The following is a 14,580-nucleotide window of genomic DNA, read 5'->3' as shown; positions in this document are numbered from 1 at the left end:
CCCGGTTACCGGCTACCCGGCAACATACGCCGCAAGACTTGGTCCTTCCACAGGTAATGATGCATCAATGCCGCGCCGGCATGCAGAGCCGCGAGCACGATGACGATGTTCGCGGCAAGTTCATGCAGCTCCTCTATCGTTTCTCGCAACGGTTTGTTGGCCGGATCGAGTTTCGGCACAGTAAACAGGTTGAAAATCGTGTCGCCCCTTACCCAGACATTAGCAACACCGATTACGACAGTAGCGACGACCCCGGCATACAGCAGAAAATGTATGGCCGTCGCCAGCGTCTGAAGCTTTCCGGTTTCGGCCGGCGGCAAGCGCACGCCTCCCGTACTGCGCCACCAAATGCGATATGCAATCACCAATCCAAGAATGACACCCAGGCTGATATGCAAGCTACGCATCGTGACACGCGGCGTACCTCGAGGAAACCAGTCGATCGTCTCTCCCAGACACCACAGCAGGATTACGAGCAGCGCCGTGATCCAGTGCAGTCGTATCGTCTTCCCGTCATAGTGGGCCGGAATCTGGCTATCAATGCTCATGGGGCACCTCCGTTTTCCTCAGTAAATGCACTGGCAAGATCCGGTCATGATACAACGCTGCATATTCCGAAAAAATGATCCTTTTCGTAATGGCGATCCGGATCAATTGCGCGAAGAAGACTTTTGGATAGAATCTGCCCTCCCTTAAAAACGCCGCATCAACATGACAGCATTGCATCACCCTGCCCCATCCGTTTCGCACAATCACCCGATCATCGGTAACCGGGCCGAGCTGAACCTGTTCACCACGCTGCGCTGCAACCTGAAGTGCACCTATTGCTCGGAAAGCGCGGTGGTCGGCTCGCAAGGCAAGGTCAGCTATTCGCTCGATGCGCTCGACCATTTCATTCGTACTCATTTGAGCGCGCATGAAATCTATGTCACCTTCTACGGCGGCGAGCCGACCCTGAACGTCGGGTTCATGGAGCAGGTGATGCAGCGTTACCCGAATTTCCGCTTCCAACTGCAGACCAACGGCACCCTGCTGCACCGGCTGCCCGACCATATCCTTGCCCGGCTGTCGAATGTCCTGGTGTCGGTCGACGGCGGTGAGAACATCACCGATGGTTTTCGCGGCAAGGGAATTTACCGGCGCGTGCTCGCCAAGACAGCGGAAATCCGCGAGCGGCTGGCCGGCTCGCTGACCGCGCGCGTAACCTGGGGCAGCGCCGACACGACCTTTGAAGAGCTGGATGCGCTACTGGAATCCTTCGACTACGTGTACTGGCAATTCGTGCAGGATGACAAAGCATACGATGAAGATGCAGTCGCGAAAAAACGGCGCGTACTGAGCCGCCTGGTCGAGCGCTTTTTCGCCGGAGGCGAGCTCTACCGTTTCATCCCGATCATGGGCGTGGTGCGCAACAAGGTGCTGCCGTCGCGCGCGATGGAACTCACCTCCGGCTTTACCCAGTGCCGCTCGTCGACGCACATCCTGAACGTGCTGCCGGACGGCTCCATCTATCCGTGCCCGGACATGACCGACAAACCCGCCATGCAGCACGGCAGTGTCGTTGAAAACTGGCTCAGGAGAAGCCCGCTGCAACCGCATTCCGACATGCCGTGCGGCAGCTGTTCTGCCTATTCATTCTGCCGCGGTAATTGCATGAAGAACCTGCATGTTGCCTATGTCGAGGGCGATGCACATTACCGCAGCAAGGTAGTGGAGCCGGTTTGCGAACTGGTGAAGTTCCTCGGCGAAGAAGTGGACCGGCATGACCCGCACGCTTGGTATGCAAACGCGCCGCTGGCGGTGCGCAATGAAGTCGCCAATTGCGAAGTGTACGAGTACGTCGAAGTCATGCCCTGAAAACGACGCGGGGCGCGGTTCGCCCCGCGCCCCCTTACAACGGCATGCCGCTGGCGTCGAACATGCCTTCGAACAGCACCGAACTCAAGTAGCGTTCGCCCGAATCCGGCAGCACCACCACGATGGTCTTGCCCGCGTTCTCTTCGCGCCTGGCCCAGCGCAAGGCGGCCGCGGCTGCCGCACCGCTGGAAATGCCGCACAGGATGCCCTCCTCGCGGATCAGTCGGCGCGCGCAATCGATCGCTTCCTCGTTGCCGACGGTTTCGATCGCATCCACCAGACTCATGTCGAGCACTTCCGGCACGAAGCCGGCGCCCAGGCCCTGGATTTTGTGCGGAGCCGGCTTCAAGGGCTCGCCGGCCCGGGTCTGGGTCAGTACCGGAGACGCGCTCGGCTCCACCGCGACCGATACGACATTGGCGCCTTTAGCCTTCTTCAGGTAGCGCGACACGCCGGTGATGGTGCCCCCGGTGCCGACGCCCGACACGAAGATGTCGACCTTGCCGTCGGTGTCCTGCCAGATTTCCGGGCCGGTGGTGGCTTCATGGATGGCCGGGTTGGCCGGATTTTTGAACTGCTGCAGCAACACGTACTTGCCCGGATCGGAAGCGACGATTTCTTCCGCCTTGGCGATGGCGCCGTTCATGCCCTTCGGCCCTTCGGTCAGCACCAGCTTGGCGCCGTAACCGAGCAACAGCTTGCGGCGCTCGATGCTCATCGTCTCCGGCATGGTGAGCGTGAGCGGAATGCCGCGCGCGGCGGCGACGAACGCGAGCGCGATGCCGGTATTGCCGCTGGTGGGCTCGACCAATTCCTTGCCGGGCCCGAGCAAGCCGCGCTTTTCCGCATCCCACACCATGGCCGCGCCGATCCGGCATTTGACCGAATAGGCCGGGTTGCGGCCCTCGATCTTGGCCAGCACGGTGGCGGCGGCGCCGTCGGTGACGCGGTTCAGGCGCACCAGCGGAGTGCGGCCGATGGACAGCGAGTTATCTTCGAACCATTGCGACATGAAATCTCCTTGTAATGTTACGGAAGGCGGCGGCGCATGCTCCCGCCTGGGCCGGCGCCTTGTTGCTACTACACTATTTTATGCCGCTGCCAGCGCCTGATCCAAATCAGAAATCAGATCGTCGATATGCTCAATTCCGACAGACAGGCGCAGCATGTCTTCTGATACGCCCGCTTTCGCCAGTTCTTCCGCGTTGAGCTGACGATGCGTGGTCGATGCCGGATGGGTGACCAGGGACTTGGCATCGCCGATGTTGACCAGCCGCGTAAACAGCTTCATTGCGTCGAGCACGCGGGCGCCGGCGGCGCGCGGGTCGGTTTTGTCCGCCGTTTTTAGTCCGAAGGACAAGATGCCGGACGCCTTGCCTTCCATGTATTTCTGCACCAGTGCATGGTCCGGGTGGTCTTCCAGCCCGGCGTAGTTGACCCAGGCGACCTTGGGGTGTGATTTGAGGTGCCGCGCGATCGCCAACGCATTGTCGCAAATGCGGTCCATGCGCAGCGCCAGCGTTTCGATGCCCTGCAGGATGAGGAAGGAATTCATCGGCGAGATCGCCGCGCCCATGTTGCGCAACGGGACGACGCGAGCGCGTCCGATGTACGCGGCCGGGCCCAGCGCTTCGGTATAGACCACGCCGTGATACGAAACATCGGGTTCGTTGAGGCGCTTGAAACGCTCCTTGTGCTCGGCCCACGGGAATTTGCCGCTGTCGACGATCGCGCCGCCGATACTGTTGCCGTGGCCGCCCAGGTACTTGGTGAGCGCGTGCACGACGATGTCGGCGCCGTGCTCGAACGGACGGCACAGATAAGGGCTCGGCACGGTGTTGTCGACGATGAGCGGAATGCCATGCGCATGCGCGATGTCGGCCAGCTTGGCGATATCAGTGACATTGCCCAGCGGGTTGCCGACCGATTCGCAAAAGATCGCCTTGGTACGGCCATCGATCAGTGGCGCAAAGCTTTCCGGCTTGCGCGAGTCGGCGAAGCGCGCCTGGATGCCCATTTGCGGCAGCGTATGCGCAAACAGGTTATACGTGCCGCCGTACAGCGTGCTGGCGGAAACAATGTTGTCGCCGGCTTCGCAGATGGTCTGGACGGCGTAGGTGATGGCGGCCATGCCGGAGGCGACGGCGAGCGCGGCGATGCCGCCCTCCAGGGCTGCAACACGCTTTTCCAGGATATCCTGAGTCGGGTTCATGATGCGGGTGTAGATATTGCCCGGCACTTTCAGGTCAAACAAGTCGGCACCATGCTGCGCGCTATCGAACGCGTAAGCCACTGTCTGGTAGATCGGCACCGCCACCGACTTCGTCGTCGGATCGGGCGTATAACCGGCGTGCACCGCAAGAGTTTCGATTTTCATTGTTTTCCTTGAAATGATTGAATTCACGCGACGCACCGCGCATGACGAATGTGCCATGTGCGCGCATTGCGCGTTCGGTTCGCTTTTATAGGCTCCCAGGGCCCGTCATCGCAGCCGCATCGCTCTCCCATGACAAAGTTGTTTGATGACCCGTTCAGATGACGGTGCGGAGCGCATAACAGAGCCGGGCCCAATAATTAAATCGTGCTTTCGCGTGAAACCAGTGTCCGGCAGCAGGAACGATGAAAAACCTTGATTCAGATTAGTTTTTCGATATGCTTGGGCTCATGCCCGCGAGGACAAGCATTTGGCTTCGTACGTCACCCCTCCCTGATGGGCAGGCTCCCGGCGTTATCATAGCATCAAGTGTTTTCCGCACGGACCACTCGGGCGAAGCGGTTGAAGATGGACAATTTGGGGTGAGCGATGAGATTTTCCGAAGATAGGCTAGCGACGCTCAAATGCAGTGACCACGTCGAACGCTGCATACATATCTGGGAACCCAAACAGCCAAGAGCGATCATCCTGGCCTTACATGGCGGCATGGCTCACGCCGGCGACTATGTGACGCCCGCTCGCTATTTCCGCGAACGAGGTATCGCGACGGTGAGTTTTGACATGGTTGGCCACGACCGCAAGAAGCGCGTCGACATTCCCAGCTTCGGCAGCTTTCTAGACGATGCGGAGCTGTTTCTGCACTGGGTAAAACGCAACTACACAGGGCTGCCGATCTTCGTGATGGGGCACTCGATGGGAGCGCTGATTGCCACTCACCTCGGGCTGGAACGGTTCGGACGCGATCGCGATATCAAGGGTTTCATCCTTTCCTCTCCTTACTACGTGAACGCAATCAAGGTGCCCCGGCTGCTGGTTTCGCTGTCTACCGTCCTGGCCACGCTCTTTCCGAAGATGAAAGTGCCGCTGGCATCCATGACGAACGTACTGACCCACGATCCGATTATCACGGCACGCCATTTCGCGGACGAGAAAGACCATGTGCGGGCAACCGAAGTCACCTTCCGTTTTGCCCATGCCCTGCAACAAGCGCAGGCAACACTGGTTGGAAAGCTGTCCACATGGCCTTATCCCTTGTTTGCGGTGGTTGCCGGCGATGACAAGCTAGCCGACGCCAATGCGACGGAAGCCATGCTGAAAACCGTGAGCCCCGATTTGCTCGAATATCATTTTTATCCGGGCAACTATCATGAGAATTTCAACGAGCTTAATCGCGAAGAAATTTTCATGAAAATTCTAGACTGGCTAAATAATCGACTGACACTCGTGCAAAATGCCGCATAAGCGCTGACTTGGATTGCCTGCTTTGCTGCCTGCCAGAAGTAGGCAGCGAATTACGGCGGGAGCAGGATGAGGTGGGTAGTGCAAAGCAAAACGCCCCGAGCAGTTGGATGCTGGGGGCGTTTTTGGGTAACAAGCCTGACGATAACCTACTTTCACACTGGTTGCAGCACTATCATCGGCGCGAAGTCGTTTCACGGTCCTGTTCGGGATGGGAAGGGGTGGTACCAACTCGCTATGGTCATCAGGCATAACTTGTAAAGCCGGTTGTTCAGCGGTTGCTGCAACAAACGGCCCAATCTGGAAAGAAGTAGCAATCAGGGGTACTACAAATTTTGGCGGGTGTGATGAATCAGTCATTCACACGCTTACTTGCCTATACCTGCTAAGGTTATAGGGACAAGCCGCACGGGCAATTAGTATCAGTTAGCTTAACGCATTACTGCGCTTCCACACCTGACCTATCAACGTCCTGGTCTCGAACGACCCTTTAGGGGAATCAAGTTCCCGGGAAGTCTCATCTTGAGGCAAGTTTCCCGCTTAGATGCTTTCAGCGGTTATCTCTTCCGAACTTAGCTACCCGGCAATGCCACTGGCGTGACAACCGGTACACCAGAGGTTCGTCCACTCCGGTCCTCTCGTACTAGGAGCAGCCCCCCTCAAACTTCCAACGCCCACGGCAGATAGGGACCAAACTGTCTCACGACGTTTTAAACCCAGCTCACGTACCACTTTAAATGGCGAACAGCCATACCCTTGGGACCGGCTACAGCCCCAGGATGTGATGAGCCGACATCGAGGTGCCAAACTCCCCCGTCGATATGAACTCTTGGGAGGAATCAGCCTGTTATCCCCAGAGTACCTTTTATCCGTTGAGCGATGGCCCTTCCATACAGAACCACCGGATCACTATGTCCTACTTTCGTACCTGCTCGACTTGTCAGTCTCGCAGTTAAGCACGCTTATGCCATTGCACTATTAGCACGATGTCCGACCGTACCTAGCGTACCTTCGAACTCCTCCGTTACACTTTGGGAGGAGACCGCCCCAGTCAAACTGCCTACCATGCACTGTCCCCGACCCGGATAACGGGCCAAGGTTAGAACCTCAAACAAACCAGGGTGGTATTTCAAGGACGGCTCCACGAGAACTAGCGTCCTCGCTTCAAAGCCTCCCACCTATCCTACACAGATTGGTTCAAAGTCCAATGCAAAGCTACAGTAAAGGTTCATGGGGTCTTTCCGTCTAGCCGCGGGTAGATTGCATCATCACAAACACTTCAACTTCGCTGAGTCTCGGGAGGAGACAGTGTGGCCATCGTTACGCCATTCGTGCAGGTCGGAACTTACCCGACAAGGAATTTCGCTACCTTAGGACCGTTATAGTTACGGCCGCCGTTTACTGGGACTTCAATCAAGAGCTTGCACCCCATCATTTAATCTTCCAGCACCGGGCAGGCGTCACACCCTATACGTCCACTTTCGTGTTTGCAGAGTGCTGTGTTTTTATTAAACAGTCGCAGCCACCAGTTTATTGCAACCCCTTCACCCTCCTGGCGCAGGCCAGTCAAGCTACAAGGGCGTACCTTATCCCGAAGTTACGGTACCAATTTGCCGAGTTCCTTCTCCCGAGTTCTCTCAAGCGCCTTAGAATACTCATCTCGCCCACCTGTGTCGGTTTGCGGTACGGTCTCGTTAGACTGAAGCTTAGAGGCTTTTCTTGGAACCACTTCCGATTGCTTCGCGGCACAAGGCCGCTCGTCCCATACCCTTGAATTACGCCAGCGGATTTGCCTACTGGCCTTCTTTGATACAGGAACCGGGACATCCAACACCCGGACAACCTTCCGCGATCCGTCCCCCCATCGCATCTAACGACGGTGCAGGAATATTAACCTGCTTCCCATCAGCTACGCATCTCTGCCTCGCCTTAGGGGCCGACTCACCCTGCTCCGATGAACGTTGAACAGGAAACCTTGGGCTTACGGCGTGCGGGCCTTTCACCCGCATTATCGCTACTCATGTCAGCATTCGCACTTCTGATACCTCCAGCATCCTTTACAAGACACCTTCGCAGGCTTACAGAACGCTCTCCTACCATCTGCATTACTGCAGATCCGCAGCTTCGGTGACTGGCTTAGCCCCGTTACATCTTCCGCGCAGGACGACTCGATCAGTGAGCTATTACGCTTTCTTTAAAGGATGGCTGCTTCTAAGCCAACCTCCTGACTGTTTTAGCCTTCCCACTTCGTTTTCCACTTAGCCAATCTTTGGGACCTTAGCTGGCGGTCTGGGTTGTTTCCCTCTTGACGTCGGACGTTAGCACCCGGCGTCTGTCTCCCAAGCTCGCACTCACCGGTATTCGGAGTTTGCAATGGTTTGGTAAGTCGCGATGACCCCCTAGCCATAACAGTGCTCTACCCCCGGTGGTGATACTTGAGGCACTACCTAAATAGTTTTCGGAGAGAACCAGCTATTTCCAGATTTGTTTAGCCTTTCACCCCTATCCACAGCTCATCCCCTAGTTTTTCAACACTAGTGGGTTCGGACCTCCAGTGCGTGTTACCGCACCTTCATCCTGGCCATGGATAGATCATCTGGTTTCGGGTCTACACCCAGCGACTGAACGCCCTATTCGGACTCGCTTTCGCTACGCCTTCCCTACACGGTTAAGCTTGCCACTGAATGTAAGTCGCTGACCCATTATACAAAAGGTACGCAGTCACCCCTTACGAGGCTCCTACTGTTTGTATGCACACGGTTTCAGGATCTATTTCACTCCCCTTCCGGGGTTCTTTTCGCCTTTCCCTCACGGTACTGGTTCACTATCGGTCGATATCGAGTATTTAGCCTTGGAGGATGGTCCCCCCATGTTCAGACAGGGTTTCACGTGCCCCGCCCTACTTGTCGCAAGCTTAGTTCCACAATCCAGATTTCGCATACGGGGCTATCACCCGCTATGGCTGCACTTTCCAGAGCATTTTGCTATCTCGACTGCTAAATCTTGCAGGCTGTTCCCATTTCGCTCGCCACTACTTTGGGAATCTCGGTTGATTTCTTTTCCTGTAGCTACTTAGATGTTTCAGTTCGCCACGTTCGCTTCACACACCTATGTATTCAGTGTGAGATGACCCAAAGGGCCGGGTTTCCCCATTCGGAAATCTGCGGATCAAAGCTTGTTTGCCAGCTCCCCGCAGCTTATCGCAGGCTACAACGTCCTTCATCGCCTGATATCGCCAAGGCATCCACCATGTGCACTTAGTCGCTTGTCCCTATAACGTTAGCTTCTCTTGCAAGAAACGCTATAGAGCTTGAGTTTGCGTGCCGTATTCCAGAACTTGTCGCTCGTATTTCTACTTGCGAGAACTCTTTCATACTAATGATTGATACAATCACAACCCACCAGTCGTCACCAATACGTCATCACAACATATCAGCTCCAACTGATAAATCTTTACTACTTCTTCCAGATTGTTAAAGAACAAAAACAGCCTATCGATCGTAAAAGATCAAACCTAAATCACCTCGCCACCCTGGCGATGACTTAGGTTTGATGTCTTGGTGGAGGTTGACGGGATCGAACCGACGACCCCCTGCTTGCAAAGCAGGTGCTCTCCCAGCTGAGCTAAACCCCCAATATCCGATGGTGGGTCTAGTTGGGCTCGAACCAACGACCCCCGCGTTATCAACACGGTGCTCTAACCAGCTGAGCTACAGACCCATTGCTGTTCTCGAATAACACACCGATAAGTGTGAACGCTTGATTTCTGCGCGGATACTCTAGAAAGGAGGTGATCCAGCCGCACCTTCCGATACGGCTACCTTGTTACGACTTCACCCCAGTCACGAATCCTACCGTGGTAAGCGCCCTCCTTGCGGTTAGGCTACCTACTTCTGGTAAAACCCGCTCCCATGGTGTGACGGGCGGTGTGTACAAGACCCGGGAACGTATTCACCGCGACATGCTGATCCGCGATTACTAGCGATTCCAACTTCATGTAGTCGAGTTGCAGACTACAATCCGGACTACGATACACTTTCTGGGATTAGCTCCCCCTCGCGGGTTGGCAGCCCTCTGTATGTACCATTGTATGACGTGTGAAGCCCTACCCATAAGGGCCATGAGGACTTGACGTCATCCCCACCTTCCTCCGGTTTGTCACCGGCAGTCTCATTAGAGTGCCCTTTCGTAGCAACTAATGACAAGGGTTGCGCTCGTTGCGGGACTTAACCCAACATCTCACGACACGAGCTGACGACAGCCATGCAGCACCTGTGTGATGGCTCCCTTTCGGGCACTCCTCAATCTCTCAAGGATTCCATCCATGTCAAGGGTAGGTAAGGTTTTTCGCGTTGCATCGAATTAATCCACATCATCCACCGCTTGTGCGGGTCCCCGTCAATTCCTTTGAGTTTTAATCTTGCGACCGTACTCCCCAGGCGGTCAACTTCACGCGTTAGCTGCGTTACCAAGGAAATTAATCCCCGACAACTAGTTGACATCGTTTAGGGCGTGGACTACCAGGGTATCTAATCCTGTTTGCTCCCCACGCTTTCGTGCATGAGCGTCAGTGTTATCCCAGGGGGCTGCCTTCGCCATCGGTATTCCTCCACATATCTACGCATTTCACTGCTACACGTGGAATTCTACCCCCCTCTGACACACTCTAGCCGTGCAGTCACAAAGGCAGTTCCCAGGTTAAGCCCGGGGATTTCACCTCTGTCTTGCACAACCGCCTGCGCACGCTTTACGCCCAGTAATTCCGATTAACGCTTGCACCCTACGTATTACCGCGGCTGCTGGCACGTAGTTAGCCGGTGCTTATTCTTCCGGTACCGTCATCCCTTCCGGATATTAGCCAGAAGGATTTCTTCCCGAACAAAAGTGCTTTACAACCCGAAGGCCTTCTTCACACACGCGGCATTGCTGGATCAGGGTTGCCCCCATTGTCCAAAATTCCCCACTGCTGCCTCCCGTAGGAGTCTGGGCCGTGTCTCAGTCCCAGTGTGGCTGGTCGTCCTCTCAGACCAGCTACTGATCGTCGCCTTGGTAGGCTTTTACCCCACCAACTAGCTAATCAGATATCGGCCGCTCTAAGAGCATGAGGTCTTGCGATCCCCCACTTTCACCCGTAGGTCGTATGCGGTATTAGCTAGTCTTTCGACTAGTTATCCCCCACTCTAAGGCACGTTCCGATATGTTACTCACCCGTTCGCCACTCGCCGCCAGGCCGAAGCCCGCGCTGCCGTTCGACTTGCATGTGTAAGGCATGCCGCCAGCGTTCAATCTGAGCCAGGATCAAACTCTTCAGTTCAATTCCTGTTTTGTGCCGTTTTACCGGCAGGTTCCTAAGAACCGTCGCTCACTCAAAATACTGACTAGGTCCGTTCTTGCGAACTTACCTGTATTTCTTGCGAGCACTTGATATGCTTTGAGCTTCGGCAGCTTCCGCCACCGCCGCACGCCCACCAAGCGCCCACACTTATCGGCTGTTACTTGTTAAAGAACTTGTCCTGCCGTCGCCGCTTTCGAATCGTTTTGTTCGCTGCGTTGCGCGACGGGAGGCGAACTATAGCAAGCCAAAATCCAGTGCGCAAGGGTTTTTCTAAAAAAACTCGAAAATGCTTGAAAAGCAGCGCTTTTCGTTAATACTTAGTCATCAAAACGCGCCACAACGCCTAAATTTACTCGCTTTCCCGCACGCGCAGGAAACTGGCGAACTTCGGCAAGCCGGTTGCTGTGAAGTCACGGTAACGGTAGGTGACGGTGCTGCCGATGGCCGGCGGAGCGCGACGCATTGCATCACTCAACCCGGAACCGAGGCGAAGACGGCGTCCATCTGCGGTCCTGACGATGAGGGCGCCGAGCATGCCCTGATACTTGCCGCGGCCGGCCTCGTACCCGAAGACCACTGCTTCGGCATCCTGTTGAGGCTTTAGTTTCAGCAACACGTCGGAACGCCCGGTTTGCCACTGCGCGTCCGCACGATGCAGCATCAAGCCTTCGCCGCCTTCACCTAAGACTTGGACCAGTTTCAGCTTCAATGCAGTGTCATCGGCCACCTGTGTCTGCGCCACGACGTGCAGCCATGGCGCCCCCATCTGCGCGACGCTGGCTTGCAGGCGGGCGATGCGCTCGCTGAAGCCACCTTCGCCGCCGGGCAATTCGTAGAGTTGATAGGTGATGCGCTCCCACTCGGCATCCAAGGGCTCTTGCCGGCGCACTGCGGCGGACAGGCGTTCGAAGCTATGCCGCCCCATCCACAATTCGCCGTCCAGCGCATGCGCGGGCAACTTCGCGATGAACCAGGCAGGCGCATGGATGAGCCGGCCGCTGCGAAAGCGCAGGCTCTTGCCATCCCAGTAAGCGCGCACGCCGTCCAGCTTTTCGCTCACCAGATAGTGCGCAAGATCGTAGCCATTTGTATACGTTTGCGCCAGAAGCAAGGGTGGCAGCGGCGTGCCAGCAGCGGCTTGCTCGGCTGCACGTGCCGGGACAGGAGACGGCAAGGCTGCGCCAAGCAGTAATAATGCGAGCAAAGGGGATAATGCGGGGAATGGGGTCGGCTTCATGTCGATAGTGGTTTGGCTTGAAAGAAGGAGCGTTGTGCCAGACCAATTTTATTACTAGTTTAATAAAACTACCCCCTCAGATCTCTTAGCCTGGCGCAAACAACTTGCCGTAGCCGCCAGCAAAATCGGATGCATTGCGCTGCCTTGCGTGCCCGCTGCGAGCTTTCCAGGCCGAAGAAGCGATCGTTGCGCTCCAGCAGCGCCTCTGCTACAAAGAAAGTCAGGCCAAATATGCCAGCGACAGCGCTTCACTTTGGCGGACCTCTGAGCGCCTTGCGTTTATCCATGCAAATTGTGCCCGCTCCAGCCATGCGCTGGGTGGGGGCGGCTACGGCCCGGGCGAATGGTCGATAGCAGCTCGTGCAGCTGCGTGGCGTCCAATGGCTTGACGAAATAGAAATCGAATCCGGCGGCCAGAGCCTTTTCCCTGTCGTATTCGTTTCCGTACCCGGTGACCGCAATCAGCGTAGCCGCAGCCGAATGTGGTGTCCGGCGCAAACGGCGAGCCAATTCGTTGCCGGTCATTCCAGGCAAGCCGATATCGAGCAGATAGACGTCTGGCGACGCCACTCCGGCGTGCGCCAGCACGCTATGGGGGTCATGTTCGACCGTGACTTGGTGGCCGCACGCGTCGAGGACCATCGTCAGCGCCTGTGCGGCATCGGCATTGTCATCCACCACCATCACGCGCAGCGGCTGGCATGAACGCTCCAGTACGGCGGGCACGGCGCGCGGCGGCATGCCCGCCGGTCCTTCGCTCCGGCAAGGCAGGATCACCGTCAATGTCGATCCCTTGCCCTGCCCTTGCGTGGCCACGGCAACGCGCCCGCCATGCAGGGCAACCAGGTTCTGCACCAGAGCAAGACCCAGGCCCAGGCCGCCCTGCGACCGGTCCGACGAACGTTTACCCTGCGTGAATAACTCAAACACATGCGGCAGCAGCTCGGCGTCGATGCCGATGCCGTTGTCGCGGATTTCGATGACGACCTCTCCGGTCCGTGTTAGCGCCACAAGAGAAATGCGCCCTCCTTCCGGCGTATATTTGGCGGCGTTCTGCAGCAGATTCGTGAAGACCTGCACCAGGCGCTTGTGGTCTCCCTGCACGAACACCGGACCGACAGCGAGATTCACGTCCAGCTGATGGCGGCGCGCCGCGATCAGCGGCTGCACCTGCTCGACCGATTCCGCCACGATTTGCCGGATGTCGAGCGGCTGCTTATCGAGCACGATCAGGCCGCTGTTGACCCGCGATACGTCGAGCAAATCATCGATGAGGCCGGTCATGTGCTTGACTTGGCGCGAAACGAGTCCGTGAACGTGCCGCAAGCGCGCATCGTCCTGCGGCATCAGGCGCAACAGGTCGGCGGCGTTCTTCAGGGGCGCCAGCGGATTGCGCAACTCGTGGGCGAGCATCGCCAGGAACTCGTCCTTGCGGCGATCCGCATCCTGCAGCTTTTTTTTCGCGAGCGTGCGTTCAGTGACATCGAAGCCTTCGATAAATATGCCGGATACGGAACCGTCCATGTCGATGATCGGCTGATACACGAAATCGACGTATGCCTGCGTAGATGGGCCGTCGGGCTCTCGCCGCAGCAACAACGGTACATCCATCGCAGAGAACGGCTTGCCGGTACAGAACACCTCGTCCAGCAATTCGAAGAACCCCTGTCCGTCGACATCCGGCAGCGCCTGCCGCACCGGCTTGCCCACCAGCGTTCGCCCGCCGATCAGGCGCAGGTATGCTTCGTTGGCAAACTCGAATACATGATGCGGGCCGCGCACGATTGCCATGAAACCGGGCGCTTGCTGGAACAGCGCGTGCAGTCGCTCGCTTTCAGCCTTTCGCTGGTCGGCCAGCAGACGCTCGGCGTTGAGGCGTTCGGCCATTTCGAGTGCCTCGCGCTGTTGCGCCTCTTCACGCTCGCGTATCTGCTCGACCAGTTGCCGGTTCAATTCCCGCAACTGCTCGCGCGACTGGTGCTCCACCGTGACGTCGGTGCAAACGACCAGCACGCCCTGTACGCCGCGGCTGTCTTCAATCGGGCTGTACCCGTATGTCCACCAGACGTCCTCGCGCGACCCATGCCGCGTCACCGGCACCAGTTGGTCTTCATGCCAAGTCGCGCCGCAGCCAGCCATGACAAACTCGATCTGCGGCCCGATGATGTCCCAGATTTCATCCCAGCATTCACGGCCGCGCTGCCCGAGCGCACTAGGATGGCGCTCGGGGCCCATGGTTTTGCGGTAAGCGTCGTTATAGAACTGGATCAGGTCCTTGCCCCACCAGATGAACATCGGGTGATTGGACGTCAGCAGCAGGCGCACGGTGGTCTTGAGGATTTCCGGCCAATGCCGTGGCTCTCCCAGCGGCGTGGCGTTCCAGTCATGGGCGCGCATCAGGGCACCCATTTCGCCGCCGTTGGACAGAAAGTCGAAAGTGGGCTGCATCGTCATTGCGGCTTCATGCTGGAGGTTGCG

Annotated in this window: 7 protein-coding genes, 2 tRNA genes and 3 rRNA genes; 2 read left to right on the top strand and 10 right to left on the bottom strand. The window is 57.1% G+C overall.

The window, feature by feature from the left end:
• Positions 1-5: 5 nt before the first annotated feature.
• Entirely contained in the window at positions 6-548 is a 543-nt protein-coding gene (locus FAY22_RS19385; RefSeq protein WP_146332232.1) for a cytochrome b, read from the bottom strand.
• 163 nt (positions 549-711) lie between these two features.
• On the opposite strand from FAY22_RS19385, the gene FAY22_RS19380 reads away from it, so the two are divergent.
• Entirely contained in the window at positions 712-1,857 is a 1,146-nt protein-coding gene (locus FAY22_RS19380; RefSeq protein WP_146332230.1) for a radical SAM/SPASM domain-containing protein, read from the top strand.
• 34 nt (positions 1,858-1,891) lie between these two features.
• Here the strand turns inward: FAY22_RS19380 and cysK are convergent, their stop codons facing one another.
• Entirely contained in the window at positions 1,892-2,869 is a 978-nt protein-coding gene (gene cysK, locus FAY22_RS19375) for a cysteine synthase A (RefSeq protein WP_146332228.1), read from the bottom strand.
• A 78-nt stretch (positions 2,870-2,947) separates the two neighbouring features.
• Positions 2,948-4,234, bottom strand: a complete 1,287-nt coding sequence (locus FAY22_RS19370) for an O-acetylhomoserine aminocarboxypropyltransferase/cysteine synthase family protein (protein WP_146332226.1) — start codon at positions 4,232-4,234, stop codon at positions 2,948-2,950.
• Positions 4,235-4,660: 426 nt separating this feature from the next.
• On the opposite strand from FAY22_RS19370, the gene FAY22_RS19365 reads away from it, so the two are divergent.
• A complete protein-coding gene (locus tag FAY22_RS19365; RefSeq protein WP_146332224.1) occupies positions 4,661-5,533 on the top strand; it encodes an alpha/beta fold hydrolase in 873 nt (290 codons plus the stop codon).
• 133 nt (positions 5,534-5,666) lie between these two features.
• Here FAY22_RS19365 and rrf read toward each other — a convergent pair.
• The 7 genes from rrf to FAY22_RS19330 all read right to left on the bottom strand — a co-directional run bounded on the left by rrf (position 5,667) and on the right by FAY22_RS19330 (position 14,556).
• Positions 5,667-5,779, bottom strand: a 5S ribosomal RNA gene (gene rrf, locus FAY22_RS19360).
• Between the two features lie 146 nt (positions 5,780-5,925).
• Positions 5,926-8,801, bottom strand: a 23S ribosomal RNA gene (locus FAY22_RS19355).
• Between the two features lie 287 nt (positions 8,802-9,088).
• A tRNA-Ala gene (locus FAY22_RS19350) sits at positions 9,089-9,164 on the bottom strand.
• A 9-nt stretch (positions 9,165-9,173) separates the two neighbouring features.
• A tRNA-Ile gene (locus tag FAY22_RS19345) sits at positions 9,174-9,250 on the bottom strand.
• 63 nt (positions 9,251-9,313) lie between these two features.
• Positions 9,314-10,844: ribosomal RNA gene (locus tag FAY22_RS19340) — 16S ribosomal RNA — on the bottom strand.
• The 16S, 23S and 5S rRNA genes sit together here with 2 tRNA genes alongside, the layout of an rRNA operon.
• Before the next feature lie 370 nt (positions 10,845-11,214).
• Complete coding sequence (locus FAY22_RS19335; protein ID WP_246860575.1) at positions 11,215-12,039, bottom strand: DNA ligase; 825 nt, start codon at positions 12,037-12,039, stop codon at positions 11,215-11,217.
• Positions 12,040-12,381: 342 nt separating this feature from the next.
• Positions 12,382-14,556 (bottom strand): ATP-binding protein, encoded by a 2,175-nt coding sequence (locus tag FAY22_RS19330; protein WP_146332220.1) that lies wholly within the window; start codon positions 14,554-14,556, stop codon positions 12,382-12,384.
• Positions 14,557-14,580: the final 24 nt, after the last annotated feature.

The organism is Noviherbaspirillum sp. UKPF54, from assembly GCF_007874125.1.
In the GTDB taxonomy this organism is placed as follows: Bacteria; Pseudomonadota; Gammaproteobacteria; order Burkholderiales; family Burkholderiaceae_D; genus Noviherbaspirillum.
This window is presented reverse-complemented; position numbering and strand designations above follow the sequence as displayed.

Bases quoted from the DNA above. Each gene is read 5' to 3' on its own strand.
- FAY22_RS19365 (WP_146332224.1), top strand. From the start codon at position 4,661: ATGAGATTTTCCGAAGATAGGCTAGCGACGCTCAAATGCAGTGACCAC.
- FAY22_RS19385 (WP_146332232.1), bottom strand. From the start codon at position 548: ATGAGCATTGATAGCCAGATTCCGGCCCACTATGACGGGAAGACGATA.
- FAY22_RS19380 (WP_146332230.1), top strand. From the start codon at position 712: ATGACAGCATTGCATCACCCTGCCCCATCCGTTTCGCACAATCACCCG.
- cysK (WP_146332228.1), bottom strand. From the start codon at position 2,869: ATGTCGCAATGGTTCGAAGATAACTCGCTGTCCATCGGCCGCACTCCG.
- FAY22_RS19330 (WP_146332220.1), bottom strand. From the start codon at position 14,556: ATGACGATGCAGCCCACTTTCGACTTTCTGTCCAACGGCGGCGAAATG.
- FAY22_RS19370 (WP_146332226.1), bottom strand. From the start codon at position 4,234: ATGAAAATCGAAACTCTTGCGGTGCACGCCGGTTATACGCCCGATCCG.